Genomic DNA, 14,068 nt, shown 5'->3' on the forward strand with positions numbered 1-14,068 from the left:
GTAAGGCTTTGGGCTCAGGCTTGTTCCGGCGCCAGCGTTTCTTCAACGATGCGCGGGTTCTTGCTCAACATGGCCAGCAAGACAAGGGACGGTCCGCTCGGCTTGCGGTGGCCCTGTTCCCAGTTTTTCAGAGTCGCGGCGGAAACCCCGATGCGCTGGGCGAATTTCGCCTGGGACAGGTTCGAACGCGCGCGGATTTGAGCCACATCCACATTTTCAGGAATAACGGGAAGGTGCTCGGCGAGCTTGATCTTGCCCGCCGCATGGTCGCGCGCCTCGCGGGCGGCGCTCAAGACGCGCTCGCTCAGGGGCTTTCGGCTCATGTCTTTCGCTCCTTCCAATAGCGTTTCGTTTCGGCGGCCAATTTTCTCAATTCGGCAAGTTCAGCCTTCGAAAAATTCGCCCGCTCCCCCTTGCTCAGCATGGCGAAAAGATAGGTCGGGCAATTCTGGTTGAGGTAAAGAACCAGAAGGCGATACCCGCCGCTCTTGCCGCCGCCACGCCCGGCGATTCTCACTTTCCGGAGGCCGCCGGAATTGGCTATGACATCGCCGCCGTCGGGGTTGAGGGAGATTTCGGTGATGATGCGGGTCACCTCATCTTCGCTGACTTTCAAGTGACGCGCGTCAGCCGCGAATTCCTCGGTTTCGACAACCGTATGATGCCGGATCATGGCTTTGTATACGTCTCTGACGCCTATATGTCAATGACGTATAGATCGTTATTGTCTAATGGCCGCTTGACGCCCCCGCGGGCCTCGGTTATGTCCCGCCGCTCATTTTCAAGGTTTAACGACGGGCGGACGCCGCCGATATGGCGCGGGCCCCTCAAAATGCAAGGTTGGACCCATGGCTCGGCGCTGTGAATTGACGGGAATTGGCCCCAAGGTCGGGCACAATGTCTCCCACGCGAACAACAAGACCAAGCGGCGCTTCCTGCCCAATCTGTGCAACGTCACGCTGCATTCGGACAAGCTCGGCCAGGGCTTCAAGTTCCGCATCGCCGCCTCGGCGCTGCGCACGGTGGACCATGTGGGCGGCCTCGACGCCTTCCTCGCCAAGGCCAATGACGCCCAGCTTTCCACCAACGCGCTGAAGCTCAAGAAGAAGCTGGCGAAAGCCTCCTAAGCGGTTCAAATCCAAAAGATTTTACAAAGAGCGGCCTTCTGGGCCGCTTTTTTCTTTGTACTAGCGTCTCTGGAGAAAAACCTCTCACCCGACCACCCCGGCTCCCGGGTCCGGCCGGAGGCCGGTCCGAGGACAGGCTTCGGCCGGGGTCCAGTCACCTCAAAAAGACGGGCTTCGCCCGACATAGTTTCTTTTGCTGGATCCCGGCCTTCGCCGGGATGATCGGAATATGATGCTGTGCATTCTTTTATCCTTCTGACCTCTGGGGACGGGCGGCGAGTCTGTATAAAAAGCCTCACGGAAAGAACGCCTGACAGGACGCATGGAAGCCGCGGTCGAAAAGCATAACCCCCGTGAAACGGCGGTGGAGCGCATGGCGCGCCAGTCGGGCGAGTTCATGACCGGCCTCATGCGCATGGTCATGCTGGCCGTGATGCTGACGCCGCTTCTTCTCGCCGCGATGCTCACCGTCGATATTCCCGTCTACGCCTTCGACTGGATCGCCGGGGACCATGTGGCCTCGCGTCCCTCTAACTGGCTGTCGCGGGGCGGGGTCCTGATGGCGATGGCGCCGCTCGCGGTGATTCTCTTCGCGCGCAAATATGGCGGCGACGAAGCCTCAAGAGCCGTCACCGCTTCCTGGGGCGTTGCGGCGGCGGCGGTTTTTGCAGAGCTGTCGATCCTGGCGCCGTCGCTTGAAGATGGCGATCTGCCGGGCGTCAGGTTCACTGTTCTCTTCACCGCGAGCGCCATGGCCGCGCAATATATGGCGGCAAGCGCTTACGATATTTCACGCGGCGGCGGACGCTGGTGGCGCGCGCCGCTTTTCGGCGCGTTGCTCGGTTATGGTACTTACGCGCTGATCTATTTCCCCGGCGTCTATGCCGGCTCCGGCGTGCCGTGGATCAACTGGATGATCGGCGACTTCGCCATCAAGACGCTCTTCGCGCTTTTGTTTTTGCCCGTGTACGGATTTTTACGAAAACCCCTGAAGCCGAAAGGCGGGTATGGGGGGATTTGAGAGTACTTAGTGCTTAGTGCTTAGCTGAATAATTTTACTACGCACTACGAACTAAAAACTACGCACTCAACTTCCGCGCCGCATCCGCCGCGAAGTAAGTAATGATCCCGTCCGCGCCGGCGCGTTTGAAGGCCAATAAAGACTCCATCATCGCTTTCTCGCCGTCGAGCCAGCCGTTCTGTGCGGCGGCCTTGATCTGCGCATATTCGCCGGAGACCTGAAAGACGAAGGTCGGCGCGCCGAATTCGTCTTTAACCCGCCGGACAATGTCGAGATAGGGAAGGCCGGGTTTGACCATTACGCTGTCGGCGCCCTCGGCGAGGTCGAGGGCGACTTCGCGCAAGGCCTCGTCGCTGTTGGCCGGGTCCATCTGATAGGTGCGCTTGTCGCCTTTCAAAACGCCTGACGAACCGATGGCGTCGCGATAGGGGCCGTAAAACGCGGAGGCGTATTTCGCGGCATAGGCCATGATCTGCACATGCTGAAAGCCGGCCTTGTCGAGCCCGGCGCGGATCGCGCCCACGCGCCCGTCCATCATGTCTGAGGGCGCAATGATGTCGAAACCGGCCTCGGCCTGCACCACCGATTGCTTGACCAAGATCTCTACGGTTTCGTCATTGAGGATTTCGCCGTCTTTCATCAGCCCGTCATGGCCATGATCGGTGTAGGGATCGAGGGCGACATCGGCCATCAACCCGATCTCCGGAACCTCGGCCTTGATCGCCCGCGCCGCGCGGCACATCACATTGTCGGGATTGAGCGCTTCCTCGCCCCCGGGCGTGCGGCCCTCGGCGTCTGTGAAAGGGAAGAGAGCCAGCCCCGGAATACCGAGCGACCTCGCCTCTTGCGCCGCCTTTACTGTCTCATCTGGGGACAGACGAAAGACCCCCGGCATCGAGGCGACGGGTTCTTTCACATTCTGTCCGTCTTTTAAGATAATCGCCCAGATCAGGTCGTCAGCGCTCAGACGGGTTTGCGCATGCAGGCGCCGGGACCAGTCCGTGCGCCGCAAACGGCGCATGCGGAGGGCGGGAAAGGAAGCAAAAGGGCGTTTGTTCATAATCCGTTATTATTATCTCGTGCAGATAAAGCCCATCCTAATTTTGGCCGAATTCTGGGTCCTTAGAATTTGATTGCAAATTGAACGGTCTGGCTTAACGGCGCTTTTAGACCTCTTTTGTATATCTGGGTTCAGGATTTTCGTTGAGTGAGTGTTAATAATGACAGTTAGCGGGGCAATGCGAGAAGTGATTGGCGAAAGCGCGACATCGGCCGGCAAAGACCCGGAAGCGCTGGAATCCGGCTACCTCCAGCTGTTGCATCTGGTGGAGCGGCTTCACCGTCAGCTTCTCGATGTAATCAAGGACGAGCTTGAGCGGCTTGGCCAGACGGACATCAACTCCGTCCAGGCGCTCCTCCTCTACAATATCGGCGACGCCGAACTGACCCCGGGCGAACTTCGCTCACGCGGCCATTATCTCGGCTCTAACGTCTCCTACAATCTCAAGCAGCTTGTGGAGAAGGGCTATATCAAGGATGAGCGTTCCAACACGGACCGCCGCTCCAAGCGCGTGTCGCTGACGGATGTGGGCCTTGAGGTGCGCGACTCCATCACCGCGCTTTTCGAGCGTCAGCTCCAGTCGGTGGAGCAGGTGGGCGGCGTCAACAGCCAGCTCATCGACGACACCAACAAGACGTTGCAGCGCCTTGAGCGTTTCTGGGCCGACCAGGTCCGCTATCGTCTGTAATCCGATTTAATTGAGAACCATTCTCAATTGGTGCGTGGAAAACGCGCCTCCTTCTGGGAGGCGCGTTTTTATTTTCGGTTTTTTGCGGATGCGGCGTTCGGTCCGGAGCCTTGGCTCTGGCATTTACGGCCGGTACTTGATTATGTGTCATCCTGAGGATGCCGGGGATTAAAGAGCCGAAAGAGCACGATGGTCGATTACAACGAAGCATTCCGGGCGGCGGTGGACGCGGTTCGGGCCGAAGGCCGTTACCGGGTGTTCGCTGACCTGGAGCGCATGCGCGGGAAATTTCCGACGGCGCTTTATTATGGCGGCCATAATGAGCGGGAGCGCGAGCCCCGGGAAATCACCGTCTGGTGCTCTAACGACTATCTCGGCATGGGCCAGCACCCGGCGGTTGTCGGGGCTATGGAAGAGGCCCTTCACAAAGTCGGCGCAGGCGCCGGCGGCACGCGCAATATCGCCGGCACGACCCATTACCACATGAAGCTTGAGCGCTCGCTCGCCGATCTCCACGGCAAGGAAGCGGCGCTTCTCTTCACATCCGGCTACGTCTCCAACGAGGCGACGCTGTCGACGATATCGCGCATCCTTCCCGATTGCGTGATCCTCTCCGACGAGCTCAATCACGCTTCCATGATCGAGGGCATTCGCGGCGGGCGCTCCATCAAGCGCATCTGGCGCCACAACGATCTCGAACATCTTGAAGAATTGCTGGCGGAGCTGCCGGCCGATCGACCGAAAGTGATCGCCTTTGAATCCGTCTATTCCATGGACGGCGACATTGCTCCGCTCGCGGAGATCTGCGACCTCGCCGAGCGCTACAACGCCTTCACCTATCTCGACGAGGTTCACGCCGTCGGCCTTTATGGCAAGCGCGGCGGCGGTGTTTCCGAGCGCGACGGCGTTGCGCACCGGATCGACATTATCGAAGGCACGCTTGGCAAGGCCATCGGCGTCATGGGCGGTTATATCGCCGCGAACGCCGACATCGTCGACGCCATCCGTTCCTATGCATCGGGCTTCATCTTCACGACGGCGCTGTCGCCGGTCCTTGTCGCGGGCGCGCTCGCCAGCGTCGAGACGCTGAAGGTTTCAAACCATCTTCGCGAACAGCATCAGGAGCGCGCAGCGCGCCTCAAGAAGTTGCTCGCCGACGAAGGCCTGCCGGTGATGGAATCGGTGAGCCATATCGTGCCGGTGAAGGTTGGCGACCCGGTGCAGTGCAAGCGCGTTTCCGACTATCTTCTCGACGAACACAATATCTACGTTCAGCCGATCAACTATCCGACCGTGCCGAAAGGGACGGAACGTCTGCGTTTTACGCCGACGCCGCTGCATACGGACGATCACATGGCGAAGCTGGTCGCCGCGCTCGACGATGTGTGGACCGCGCTGAAGCTCAAGCGCGCCGCCTGAAAGTCTGACGGCTAGCGGTTACTTGCAAACTTCACCGCTGAATAATAGCCGCCCGAATAGCGCACATATTCCGTCGCCCTGCCGCTTTCGATCATCAGCGCCGCGACGTCTTCGCCACCGGCGAGGAAGCACTGGCCGACGATGCGCTGGTACCGGTCGATGTCGATTTCTTTACATCGCAGGCGCTCGCCATGCGCGATCTCGCGCAAGGTCCGTTTCGCTGCGTTTCCGCCGCGTTCGCCAAGCTCCGGCGCGTCGAGGCCCCACAGCCGGATGCGGGTGTCGACCCCTTCAAGATAAAGCGTGTCGCCGTCGACCACCTTGGTAACGACGCCCGCATAGGTTTTCTCAGGGGCGAATCCATGAGGGGCCGCGCCCGCCGCTAGCCAGGCAAGGGGGATCGCCAGCGCCAGCGTCGCGGCGTTCGAGACGAGGCGCATGGCCTTGCGGGACCGGCGGCCGTCTTTGGCCTCCCGCCGGACGGGCTTCCGGGATGGTTTTTTGGGGCGCATGACGCAACTCGCACCGGCTTTCTCTCCAATCGGTAATGTTAGAGAGGGGCCGTTACGCGGGCCTTAAGGGATTGGTTAGGAATGTAACCAATCCCTTGCCGCCGGGACTGGCGCCATGGCGGCCCGGTCCCTATGTTCCCGCCCGCTATGACGACGCTGAAAGACATAACTGCCATCGACGCGCCCCGGATCGATCTCGGCGTGCCGAAAGGCGCGCGCGTGATCGTCGCCATGTCGGGCGGGGTGGACAGTTCTGTCACCGCAGCGCTCGCAAAGCTCGCCGGATACGATGTCGTTGGCGTCACGCTGCAACTTTACGATCATGGCGTCGCGATCCAGAAGAAAGGCGCCTGCTGCGCCGGCCAGGATATTCAGGATGCCCGCCGGGTCGCCGAGGCCATGGGCTTTCCCCATTACGTCCTCGATTACGAGAACCGGTTTTCCGAAGCGGTCATGGAGGACTTCGCCGATACCTATCTCGCCGGAGCGACGCCGATCCCGTGCGTGCGCTGCAATGAGCGGGTGAAGTTCAAGGACTTGCTTGAGACCGCGCGCGATCTTGGCGGCGCGGCTATGGCGACGGGCCATTATATCCGCCGCGTCGAAGGACCGAACGGGCCGGAGCTGCGCCGCGCCCATGACGCCTCCAAAGACCAGAGCTATTTCCTGTTCTCGACGACGAAAGAGCAACTCGATTATCTGCGCTTTCCGTTGGGCGATCTGCCGAAATCGGAAACGCGGCGGATTGCGTCCGAGCTTGGCCTTGTCGTCGCCGACAAGCCGGACAGCCAAGACATCTGTTTTGTGCCGGAAGGCAAATACGCGACTGTCGTCGAACGCCTTCGCCCCGGCGCCGCCGAGCCCGGCGAGATCGTGCATCTCGACGGGACGGTGCTCGCGCGCCATCAGGGCGTCATCCATTACACGGTGGGCCAGCGCCGCGGCCTCGGCGTCGCCGCGGGCGACCCGCTTTATGTGGTGCGGCTCGATCCGGCGAAGCGTCAGGTGATTGTCGGCCCGCGCGAGGCGCTGATGGTCTCGCGCATCCGGCTGAAAGACGTCACCTGGCTCGGCGACGGCGAGGGCGAAACGGCCGCGCGCGCCGGAACCGAAGTCGCCGTCAAGGTCCGCTCGACCCGGCCGCCGGCGCCGGCAAGGCTCGTCTGGGAAGACGGTTGGGCGGTGGAGCTTGCGACGCCGGAAGAGGGCGTCGCGCCGGGACAGGCCTGCGTCTTCTATTCGCCCGACGCCGCCAATGACCGCGTCCTTGGCGGCGGCTGGATCGCCGCGACAAGGCCGGCGGCGTGATGACGGTTCGCAAGATCGAACCCGGTGACGAAGCCGACTGGCAGCGTCTGTGGAAAGCCTATCTCGATTACTATGAGAAGGACTTTCCGCAGGCTCATGCGGACAGACTTTTCCACAGTCTGATGAAAGGCGAGCCCTATTTCGTCTTCGTGGCGGAAGAGGGCGGGGCCGTCATCGGTTTCGTTCACGGCCTGCCGCATCCCTCTACCTGGTCGGAGACAGGCTATTGCTATCTCGAAGATCTTTATGTGGATGTTGACGCGCGCGGCAGCGGCGCCGGACGCGCGCTGATCAACGCCGTCTATGAAGAAGCCAAACGCCGCGGCCTCTCCCGCGTCTACTGGCACACCGACAAAGGCAATGAAACCGCGCGTAAACTCTATGACAAGGTTGCAACCTTAAGCGACTTCGTTCACTACCGGATGGATTGAGTTTGCTGCGCGGGGCGTATGATGGCCAAGAAGCTTTACGATTGCATCAAGTGTTCAGCCTATTGCTGTTCCTACACCCATATTCCGGTGACGAAGACCGATCTGAAACGTCTCGCCAAGTATCATGACATCAGCGTCGAAAAGGCCGAGAAGAAATTCACCAAAAAGGGCGACAAGGAAAATCCCCGCGTTCTGCGCCATACGGATGACGAGCACTTTGTGACGTCCTGCATGTTCCTCGACAAGGAAACCCGCAACTGCACCATCTATGAAGGCCGCCCGAAAATCTGCCGCGAATTTCCGACGCAGAAGCGTTGCGGCTATTACGAGTTCCTGATCTGGGAGCGCGAAGTCCAGGACGATCCGACTTGGGTCGCCACAACGGACTAGATCAGTGGCCGAGGCGGTCGACGCGGTCGTCATCGGCGCAGGGGTCATCGGCCTCGCTGTCGGCCGCGCGCTCGCAAAGGCTGGGCGCGAAGTATTCATTCTCGAAAAGAACGGGGCTTTCGGCGAGGAGACCTCGGCGAGGAATTCCGAAGTCATTCACGCCGGCATTCAGTACAAACCCGGCGGCGTGCGCGCATCGCTCGCGGTCCGGGGCCGCGACATGCTTTACGCCTTTTGCGCGGAGCATAACGTCAACCACTCTCGCTGCGGCAAGCTTTTGGTGGCGACCAGCGCGGGGGATGTCCCGAAACTCGCGGCGCTCAAGGAAAACGCCGAAAAGAACGGCGTTGACGACCTTTCCATCATTAGTGCGGAAGAAGCGGCGGCGCTTGAGCCGGGGCTGCTTTCGTTCGGCGCGATCAAGTCTCCGTCTTCCGGCATTGTGGACAGTCACGGCTTGATGCTCGCGCTTCTCGGCGAAGTCGAAAACCATGGCGGCGCGCTGGCGCTGTCTTCGCCGGTGACCGGCGGGCGCGTTTTATCAGATGGAATCGAGATCGATGCGGGCGGCGCCGATCCGGTGACGCTGAAAGCGAAGACGGTGGTGAATTGCGCCGGGCTGTGGTCGGATCGCGTGGCGCGGTCGATCGATGGGATTCCCGATGAGACGATCCCGCATCTAAAATACGGCAAGGGCCAGTATTTCACCTATGCGGGCAAAGCGCCGTTTTCGCGGCTGATCTATCCTTTGCCGGCGCCGGACAGCCAGGGCGTTCATTACACCCGCGATCTCGGCGGGCAGGGCAAGCTCGGACCGGATCTCTCCTACATTGATACGAACACGGATTATTCGGTCGATGAAACGCAGCGGGCCGTCTTCGCCGCGGCGGCGCGAAAATTCTGGCCCGACATCGATGAAGAAAAACTCCAGCCCGGCTATGCGGGCATCCGCCCGAAACTGAAAGGGCCGGGCGAGGAAGGGGACTTCCTCTTTTCAACCGCCGAGACCCATGGCGTTCCTTTTTATCTTGGGCTCTATGGCGTCGAATCGCCGGGGCTCACCACCTGCCTCGCGGTCGCCGATCACGCCGCCGCGCGAGTGGCGGCCCAACGGCGCTGAGAGGTCCGCTGAGCCCGGGCGAATTGGTCTTGCGGGGGCGGGGGCTCCCCGTTATAGACCTCCGCTCCCGGCGCGAGGCTCGCCCCGCCGGAGACACCCTTTGGCGGGGTAGCTCAGTTGGTGAGAGCGCAGGATTCATAACCCTGAGGTCGGGAGTTCAAATCTCCCCCCCGCTACCATCTTCCACCAGAAACCGTGCTGCTGCAGGCCGCGCCGGAACCGGCACGCCGCATTTCTTCAACAAATTTATGCTGCACTGCGTGGAAATCTGCTTTCCAATCATATAAGGATATGTTTATATCCTCATGATATAGGTGTTACTCGTGATAATAGGAAAAAATTCCTATCCGAAACAATGGATTAGGCAGAGCATCATGAATCAGCCCGATGTTTCCTTCGAACTGTTCCCGCCGAAGCGCCCTGACGGTGTCGAGGCGCTGCTGGGCGTGGCCAAGGACCTGGCCGCGCTCGACCCGGCTTTCATCTCTGTGACCTATGGCGCGGGCGGCTCCTCGCGGGAGCGCACGTTGGGCGTGACGGCGGCGATCGCGAAAGAGGCTCCAGTTGCCGGCCACATCACCTGCGTCGGGGCGTCCTGCGCAGATGTGGATGCGGTTCTTAAAGAATATTGGGCGGCTGGCGTTCGCCGGATCGTCGCCCTGCGCGGCGATTCCCTCGATGGGATCGGCGCGCGTTATAAGCCTCATGCGCAGGGCTACGCCTATGCGAACGATCTCATTGCCGGCGCGAAAAAGATCGCCGATTTCGATGTTTCCGTGGGCTGCTATCCCGAAACCCATCCCGACGCGCGCGGCCTTCAGGACGAACTCGACAATCTGAAGCGGAAAATCGACGCTGGCGCAGACCGCGCCATCTCGCAGTTCTTCTTCGAGCCGGAAGTGTTCCTTCGCTATCGCGACGCTGCAGCGGATGCAGGCATCGACAAACCGATTGTGCCCGGCATTATGCTTCAGCCGAACTTCAAAGGCCTTCAGAAGATGGCGCGGCTTTGCGGCGCCTTTGTGCCGCTGAAAGTGTCAAGCGCTTATGACGGGCTCGATGACGATGCCAAGGCGCGCGATCGGGTCACCGTGGATCTCTCCACGCAGATTTGCACGCGGCTCGCCAATGAAGGCGTCGACGCGTTTCACTTCTACACCATGAACAAGTCCGCGCTTGCGACAGAAGTGTGCCGCAATCTTGGGATCAGCAAAGACAGGAGAGCCGCATGAGCGACCGTCAGCAGCGCATTGCGGCGCTCAAAGACGCCGCGAAGAAACGCATTCTCATCCTCGACGGCGCCTGGGGCGCGATGTTCCAGCGCAAGGGGCTTGAGGAAGCGGATTATCGCGGCGACCGGTTCAAGGATCATCCGGGTCAGATGAAAGGGAATAACGACATTCTCTGCCTGACGAGGCCCGATATCGTCAGCGAGCTCTACGACGCGTTTTTCGGCGCCGGTGCCGATATTTCCGAGACCAATACATTCTCTGCGACCACTATTGCTCAGGCCGATTACGAGCTTGGCGCTGAAGACGTCATCGCCATCAACAGCGAAGGCGCGAGGCTCGCCCGCGAAGCCGCGGACGCTTGGACCGAAAAAGAACCGCAAAAACCGCGCTTCGTCGCCGGCTCCATCGGTCCCTTGAACAAGATGCTCTCCATGTCGTCGGATGTGAACGATCCCGGCGCGCGCAGCGTCACGTTCGACGAGGTCTATGAGGCTTACCGAATGCAGGTGAAGGCGCTGAATGAAAACGGCGTCGATCTTTATCTCATCGAAACCATCACCGACACCTTGAACTGCAAGGCGGCGGTGAAAGCGATCCAGGATCTCGAAGCGGAAGGCATGGACCGGCTGCCGATCTGGATTTCGGGCACGATCACCGACAAGTCGGGACGCACCTTGTCCGGACAAACTGTCGAGGCGTTCTGGAACTCCGTACGTCACGCCAAACCTTTCGCCATCGGGCTCAATTGCGCCCTCGGCGCCGATCTCATGCGCCCGCATATCGCAACGCTGGCGCGCATCGCCGATACGCTTGTCGCCGCTTATCCGAATGCAGGCCTGCCGAATGCTTTTGGCGAATATGATGAACAGCCGGAAACGACGGCGGGCATGCTCGGTGAATGGGCGGAAAGCGGTCTCGTCAATATTCTCGGCGGCTGCTGCGGCACGACGCCGGAGCATATCGCGGCCATCGCCCGCGCCGCTGAAGGTGCCGCGCCCCGCGAGATTTCCGAACGCCCCCGCGCCATGCGCCTGTCGGGCCTTGAACCTTTCGAGATTGCGTAACATTCATGACTGAACAGACCGCCACTTTCGTCAATATCGGCGAACGAACCAACGTCACCGGCTCAGCCGTCTTTCGCAAGATGATCACCGACGGCCGTTACGCCGAGGCGGTCGAAGTCGCGCGTCAGCAGGTGGAGAACGGCGCGCAGATCATTGACGTCAATATGGACGAAGGGATGCTCGACGGCGCGGAGGCCATGCGCACCTTTCTCAATCTGATCGCCGCGGAGCCCGATATCGCGCGCGTGCCGATCATGATCGACTCATCGAAGTGGGAAGTAATCGAGGCGGGCCTCAAATGCGTGCAGGGCAAGGCCATCGTCAATTCGATCTCGTTGAAGGAAGGCGAGGAAGCTTTCCTGAAACAGGCGCGCGAAGTCCTTTCCTACGGCGCCGCGACCGTGGTCATGGCCTTTGACGAAAAGGGGCAGGCCGAAACCGCGGATGAGAAGTTTCGCATCTGCAAGCGTGCTTACGATCTGCTCACTGAGAAAGTCGGCTTCCCGCCGGAAGACATCATTTTCGACCCGAACATCTTCGCGGTCGCCACAGGCATCGAAGAGCATAATGATTACGCCCGCGCCTTCATCGAGGCGGCGGGACGCATCCGCAAAGAACTTCCGGGCGCCCATGTTTCGGGCGGCCTCTCCAACGTCTCATTCTCTTTCCGCGGCAACGAACCCGTGCGCCGCGCCATGCACTCGGTCTTTCTCTATCACGCGATCAAGGCCGGGTTGAACATGGCCATTGTCAACGCCGGCCAGCTCGACATTTATGACGACATCGAGCCGGAGCTGCGCGAGAGGGTGGAGGACGTGATCCTCAATCGCCGCGACGATGCGACGGAGCGTCTTCTCGATATCGCGGAGCGCTATCGCGGCCAGAAAGGTCAGACGAAAGAGAAAGATCTTTCCTGGCGCGAAAAGCCGGTAAACGAGCGGCTGAAATATGCGCTGGTCCATGGCGTCACCGATTACATCAATGATGACACCGAGGAGGCGCGTCTTGCCGCCGAGCGTCCGCTGCATGTGATCGAAGGGCCGTTGATGGACGGCATGAATGTCGTTGGCGATCTTTTCGGCGACGGCAAGATGTTCCTGCCCCAGGTGGTGAAATCCGCCCGCGTCATGAAACAGGCCGTCGCGCATCTGTTTCCTTACATGGAAAAGGAAAAGGAAGAGATGGGGATGGTCGGCAAGTCCAACGGCAAGATCGTCATGGCGACGGTCAAAGGCGATGTGCACGACATCGGCAAGAATATTGTCGGCGTCGTCTTGCAGTGCAACGGCTACGAGGTGGTCGATCTCGGCGTCATGGTGCCGTGCGAAACCATTCTCGACACTGCGGTGAAAGAAAACGCAGATATCATCGGTCTCTCCGGTCTCATCACGCCGTCGCTTGACGAGATGGTGTTCGTCGCGGGCGAGATGCGCCGGCGCGGCATGGATCTGCCGCTCTTGATCGGCGGCGCCACCACGTCGCCTGCCCATACGGCGGTGAAGATCGAACCCGGTTACGACGCGGCGCCCGTCATTCATGTGGCGGATGCGAGCCGCGCCGTGGGCGTCGTTTCCAATCTGTTGTCGGAAGAGTCTCGTCCGAAACTCTGGGAAGAAACGAAAGCGAAATACGCTCAGATGCGCGCGTCGCGCTCCGGCGGCGGTCCGAAAGAGCGCCTGACGCTTGAAGAAGCGCGCGAAGCCCGCTTCAGGCCCGACTGGAAGACGCACGAGCCGCAAAAACCTTCGTTTGTCGGCGCGCAGACCGTCGACAAAGTCGGTCTCGAAGACGTCCTGCCCTATATCGACTGGACGCCGTTCTTCATGAGCTGGGATCTGCCTGGCCGCTATCCGCAGATCCTCGAGGATTCTAAACGCGGCGAGGCTGCGCGCACGCTCTGGGCCGACGCGCAGCAAATGCTCGACCGGCTGGTCACGGAGAAATGGCTGACGTTGAAAGCGGCGGTCGGGTTCTGGCAAGCCAATGCCGACGGCGACGACATTACGCTCTATACGGATGATAACCGCGACGCCGAACTTGCGCGCCTCTTCACCCTGCGCCAGCAGATCAAGAAAAAAGACGGCGCCAATGTCGCGCTGTCGGATTTCCTGAAGCCGAAGACGGAAGGACCCGACTGGATTGGCGGCTTCTGCGTCACGGCGGGGCATGGCGAGCTGGAACGCGCAGAAGCCTTCAAGAAGGCCAATGACGATTATTCCTCGATTATGGTGAAGGCTCTGGCCGACCGGTTTGCGGAAGGCTTCGCCGAATATCTCCATGCGCGGGTGCGAAAAGAATTCTGGGGCTATGCGCCGGACGAGGCTCTGTCGCGTGAAGATTTGATCGCTGAGAAATACGCCGGCATCCGTCCGGCGCCGGGTTACCCGTCGCAACCGGACCATACGGAAAAGGCGGTGCTGTTCGACCTTCTGGATGCGCCCGAACGCGCCGGGGTCGAGCTGACCTCAAGCTACGCCATGACCCCGCCGGCGAGCGTTTCCGGTCTTTATTTCGCTCATCCCGATTCGCACTATTTCGCGCTCGGCAAGATCGAAAAGGATCAGGTTGAGGATTATGCGCGGCGCAAGGGCTGGGATCTTGTGACGGCCGAGCGGTGGCTCGGGCCGGTGCTCAACTACAATCCCCATGAGCAAGTGCTGTCCAAAGCATCATAATCAGAATATTTCCCTGGGCTT

The 14,068-nt window shown here is 60.5% G+C and carries 15 protein-coding genes and 1 tRNA gene; 12 read left to right on the forward strand and 4 right to left on the reverse strand.

Going from position 1 to position 14,068, the window contains the following annotated elements; all coding sequences use genetic code 11:
- Nucleotides 1-14 precede the first annotated feature (14 nt).
- Both ACQY5P_RS19165 and ACQY5P_RS19170 read right to left on the reverse strand, forming a co-directional pair.
- On the reverse strand, nucleotides 15-323 hold the full coding sequence (locus tag ACQY5P_RS19165; protein WP_428408482.1) for a helix-turn-helix domain-containing protein: 309 nt from the start codon (nucleotides 321-323) through the stop codon (nucleotides 15-17).
- Nucleotides 320-673 (reverse strand): type II toxin-antitoxin system RelE/ParE family toxin, encoded by a 354-nt coding sequence (locus tag ACQY5P_RS19170; protein WP_428408483.1) that lies wholly within the window; start codon nucleotides 671-673, stop codon nucleotides 320-322. The genes ACQY5P_RS19165 and ACQY5P_RS19170 overlap by 4 nt, the downstream gene beginning before the upstream one ends.
- A 175-nt stretch (nucleotides 674-848) precedes the next feature.
- Between ACQY5P_RS19170 and rpmB the strand changes: the two genes are divergently transcribed.
- Nucleotides 849-1,127, forward strand: coding sequence for a 50S ribosomal protein L28 (gene rpmB / locus ACQY5P_RS19175; protein WP_428408484.1), 279 nt, complete (start codon nucleotides 849-851; stop codon nucleotides 1,125-1,127).
- Nucleotides 1,128-1,449: 322 nt separating this feature from the next.
- A complete protein-coding gene (locus ACQY5P_RS19180; protein WP_428408485.1) occupies nucleotides 1,450-2,148 on the forward strand; it encodes a hypothetical protein in 699 nt (232 codons plus the stop codon).
- A 58-nt stretch (nucleotides 2,149-2,206) separates the two neighbouring features.
- On the opposite strand, the gene hemB is transcribed toward ACQY5P_RS19180, so the two are convergent.
- Nucleotides 2,207-3,208 carry a porphobilinogen synthase gene (gene hemB / locus ACQY5P_RS19185; protein ID WP_428408486.1) on the reverse strand — a complete coding sequence of 334 codons (1,002 nt, stop codon included), beginning with the start codon at nucleotides 3,206-3,208 and terminating at the stop codon, nucleotides 2,207-2,209.
- A 178-nt stretch (nucleotides 3,209-3,386) separates the two neighbouring features.
- Between hemB and ldtR the strand changes: the two genes are divergently transcribed.
- Together ldtR and hemA are read left to right on the forward strand one after the other, a co-directional pair.
- Complete coding sequence (ldtR, locus tag ACQY5P_RS19190; protein ID WP_428408487.1) at nucleotides 3,387-3,896, forward strand: transcriptional regulator LdtR; 510 nt, start codon at nucleotides 3,387-3,389, stop codon at nucleotides 3,894-3,896.
- 189 nt (nucleotides 3,897-4,085) lie between these two features.
- The gene (gene hemA, locus ACQY5P_RS19195; RefSeq protein ID WP_428408488.1) at nucleotides 4,086-5,315 is read left to right on the forward strand and encodes a 5-aminolevulinate synthase; all 1,230 of its coding nucleotides are present in this window, start codon (nucleotides 4,086-4,088) and stop codon (nucleotides 5,313-5,315) included.
- An 11-nt stretch (nucleotides 5,316-5,326) separates the two neighbouring features.
- Here hemA and ACQY5P_RS19200 read toward each other — a convergent pair whose 3' ends face one another.
- Nucleotides 5,327-5,827: a thermonuclease family protein gene (locus ACQY5P_RS19200; protein WP_428408489.1), complete on the reverse strand. Its 501-nt coding sequence runs from the start codon at nucleotides 5,825-5,827 to the stop codon at nucleotides 5,327-5,329.
- A 147-nt stretch (nucleotides 5,828-5,974) separates the two neighbouring features.
- Between ACQY5P_RS19200 and mnmA the strand changes: the two genes are divergently transcribed.
- The 8 genes from mnmA (at nucleotide 5,975) to metH (ending at nucleotide 14,047) form a co-directional block, all read left to right on the forward strand.
- Complete coding sequence (mnmA, locus tag ACQY5P_RS19205) at nucleotides 5,975-7,135, forward strand: tRNA 2-thiouridine(34) synthase MnmA (RefSeq protein WP_428410692.1); 1,161 nt, start codon at nucleotides 5,975-5,977, stop codon at nucleotides 7,133-7,135.
- Nucleotides 7,135-7,566 (forward strand): N-acetyltransferase family protein, encoded by a 432-nt coding sequence (locus tag ACQY5P_RS19210; protein WP_428410693.1) that lies wholly within the window; start codon nucleotides 7,135-7,137, stop codon nucleotides 7,564-7,566. The genes mnmA and ACQY5P_RS19210 overlap by 1 nt, the downstream gene beginning before the upstream one ends.
- 18 nt (nucleotides 7,567-7,584) lie before the next feature.
- Complete coding sequence (locus ACQY5P_RS19215) at nucleotides 7,585-7,956, forward strand: YkgJ family cysteine cluster protein (protein ID WP_428408490.1); 372 nt, start codon at nucleotides 7,585-7,587, stop codon at nucleotides 7,954-7,956.
- A 4-nt stretch (nucleotides 7,957-7,960) separates the two neighbouring features.
- Nucleotides 7,961-9,076, forward strand: coding sequence for an NAD(P)/FAD-dependent oxidoreductase (locus ACQY5P_RS19220; RefSeq protein WP_428408491.1), 1,116 nt, complete (start codon nucleotides 7,961-7,963; stop codon nucleotides 9,074-9,076).
- 102 nt (nucleotides 9,077-9,178) lie between these two features.
- Nucleotides 9,179-9,255: transfer RNA gene (locus ACQY5P_RS19225), tRNA-Met, on the forward strand.
- A gap of 195 nt (nucleotides 9,256-9,450) precedes the next feature.
- Nucleotides 9,451-10,308, forward strand: a complete 858-nt coding sequence (gene metF / locus ACQY5P_RS19230) for a methylenetetrahydrofolate reductase [NAD(P)H] (protein ID WP_428408492.1) — start codon at nucleotides 9,451-9,453, stop codon at nucleotides 10,306-10,308.
- Nucleotides 10,305-11,372, forward strand: a complete 1,068-nt coding sequence (locus tag ACQY5P_RS19235) for a homocysteine S-methyltransferase family protein (protein ID WP_428408493.1) — start codon at nucleotides 10,305-10,307, stop codon at nucleotides 11,370-11,372. The genes metF and ACQY5P_RS19235 overlap by 4 nt, the downstream gene beginning before the upstream one ends.
- 5 nt (nucleotides 11,373-11,377) lie before the next feature.
- Nucleotides 11,378-14,047, forward strand: a complete 2,670-nt coding sequence (metH, locus tag ACQY5P_RS19240) for a methionine synthase (RefSeq protein WP_428408494.1) — start codon at nucleotides 11,378-11,380, stop codon at nucleotides 14,045-14,047.
- The last annotated feature ends 21 nt before the right edge of the window (nucleotides 14,048-14,068 follow it).

This window comes from Hyphococcus sp. (genome assembly GCF_965267305.1).
Lineage (GTDB): Bacteria > Pseudomonadota > Alphaproteobacteria > Caulobacterales > Parvularculaceae > Hyphococcus.

What these genes read in the sequence shown, in the direction of transcription:
- metF (WP_428408492.1), top strand. Translation starts at nt 9,451, where the DNA reads ATGAATCAGCCCGATGTTTCCTTCGAACTGTTCCCGCCGAAGCGCCCT.
- ldtR (WP_428408487.1), top strand. Translation starts at nt 3,387, where the DNA reads ATGCGAGAAGTGATTGGCGAAAGCGCGACATCGGCCGGCAAAGACCCG.
- ACQY5P_RS19200 (WP_428408489.1), bottom strand. Translation starts at nt 5,827, where the DNA reads ATGCGCCCCAAAAAACCATCCCGGAAGCCCGTCCGGCGGGAGGCCAAA.
- ACQY5P_RS19170 (WP_428408483.1), bottom strand. Translation starts at nt 673, where the DNA reads ATGATCCGGCATCATACGGTTGTCGAAACCGAGGAATTCGCGGCTGAC.
- rpmB (WP_428408484.1), top strand. Translation starts at nt 849, where the DNA reads ATGGCTCGGCGCTGTGAATTGACGGGAATTGGCCCCAAGGTCGGGCAC.
- hemB (WP_428408486.1), bottom strand. Translation starts at nt 3,208, where the DNA reads ATGAACAAACGCCCTTTTGCTTCCTTTCCCGCCCTCCGCATGCGCCGT.
- metH (WP_428408494.1), top strand. Translation starts at nt 11,378, where the DNA reads ATGACTGAACAGACCGCCACTTTCGTCAATATCGGCGAACGAACCAAC.
- ACQY5P_RS19235 (WP_428408493.1), top strand. Translation starts at nt 10,305, where the DNA reads ATGAGCGACCGTCAGCAGCGCATTGCGGCGCTCAAAGACGCCGCGAAG.
- ACQY5P_RS19215 (WP_428408490.1), top strand. Translation starts at nt 7,585, where the DNA reads ATGATGGCCAAGAAGCTTTACGATTGCATCAAGTGTTCAGCCTATTGC.
- ACQY5P_RS19180 (WP_428408485.1), top strand. Translation starts at nt 1,450, where the DNA reads ATGGAAGCCGCGGTCGAAAAGCATAACCCCCGTGAAACGGCGGTGGAG.
- hemA (WP_428408488.1), top strand. Translation starts at nt 4,086, where the DNA reads ATGGTCGATTACAACGAAGCATTCCGGGCGGCGGTGGACGCGGTTCGG.
- mnmA (WP_428410692.1), top strand. Translation starts at nt 5,975, where the DNA reads ATGACGACGCTGAAAGACATAACTGCCATCGACGCGCCCCGGATCGAT.
- ACQY5P_RS19210 (WP_428410693.1), top strand. Translation starts at nt 7,135, where the DNA reads ATGACGGTTCGCAAGATCGAACCCGGTGACGAAGCCGACTGGCAGCGT.
- ACQY5P_RS19165 (WP_428408482.1), bottom strand. Translation starts at nt 323, where the DNA reads ATGAGCCGAAAGCCCCTGAGCGAGCGCGTCTTGAGCGCCGCCCGCGAG.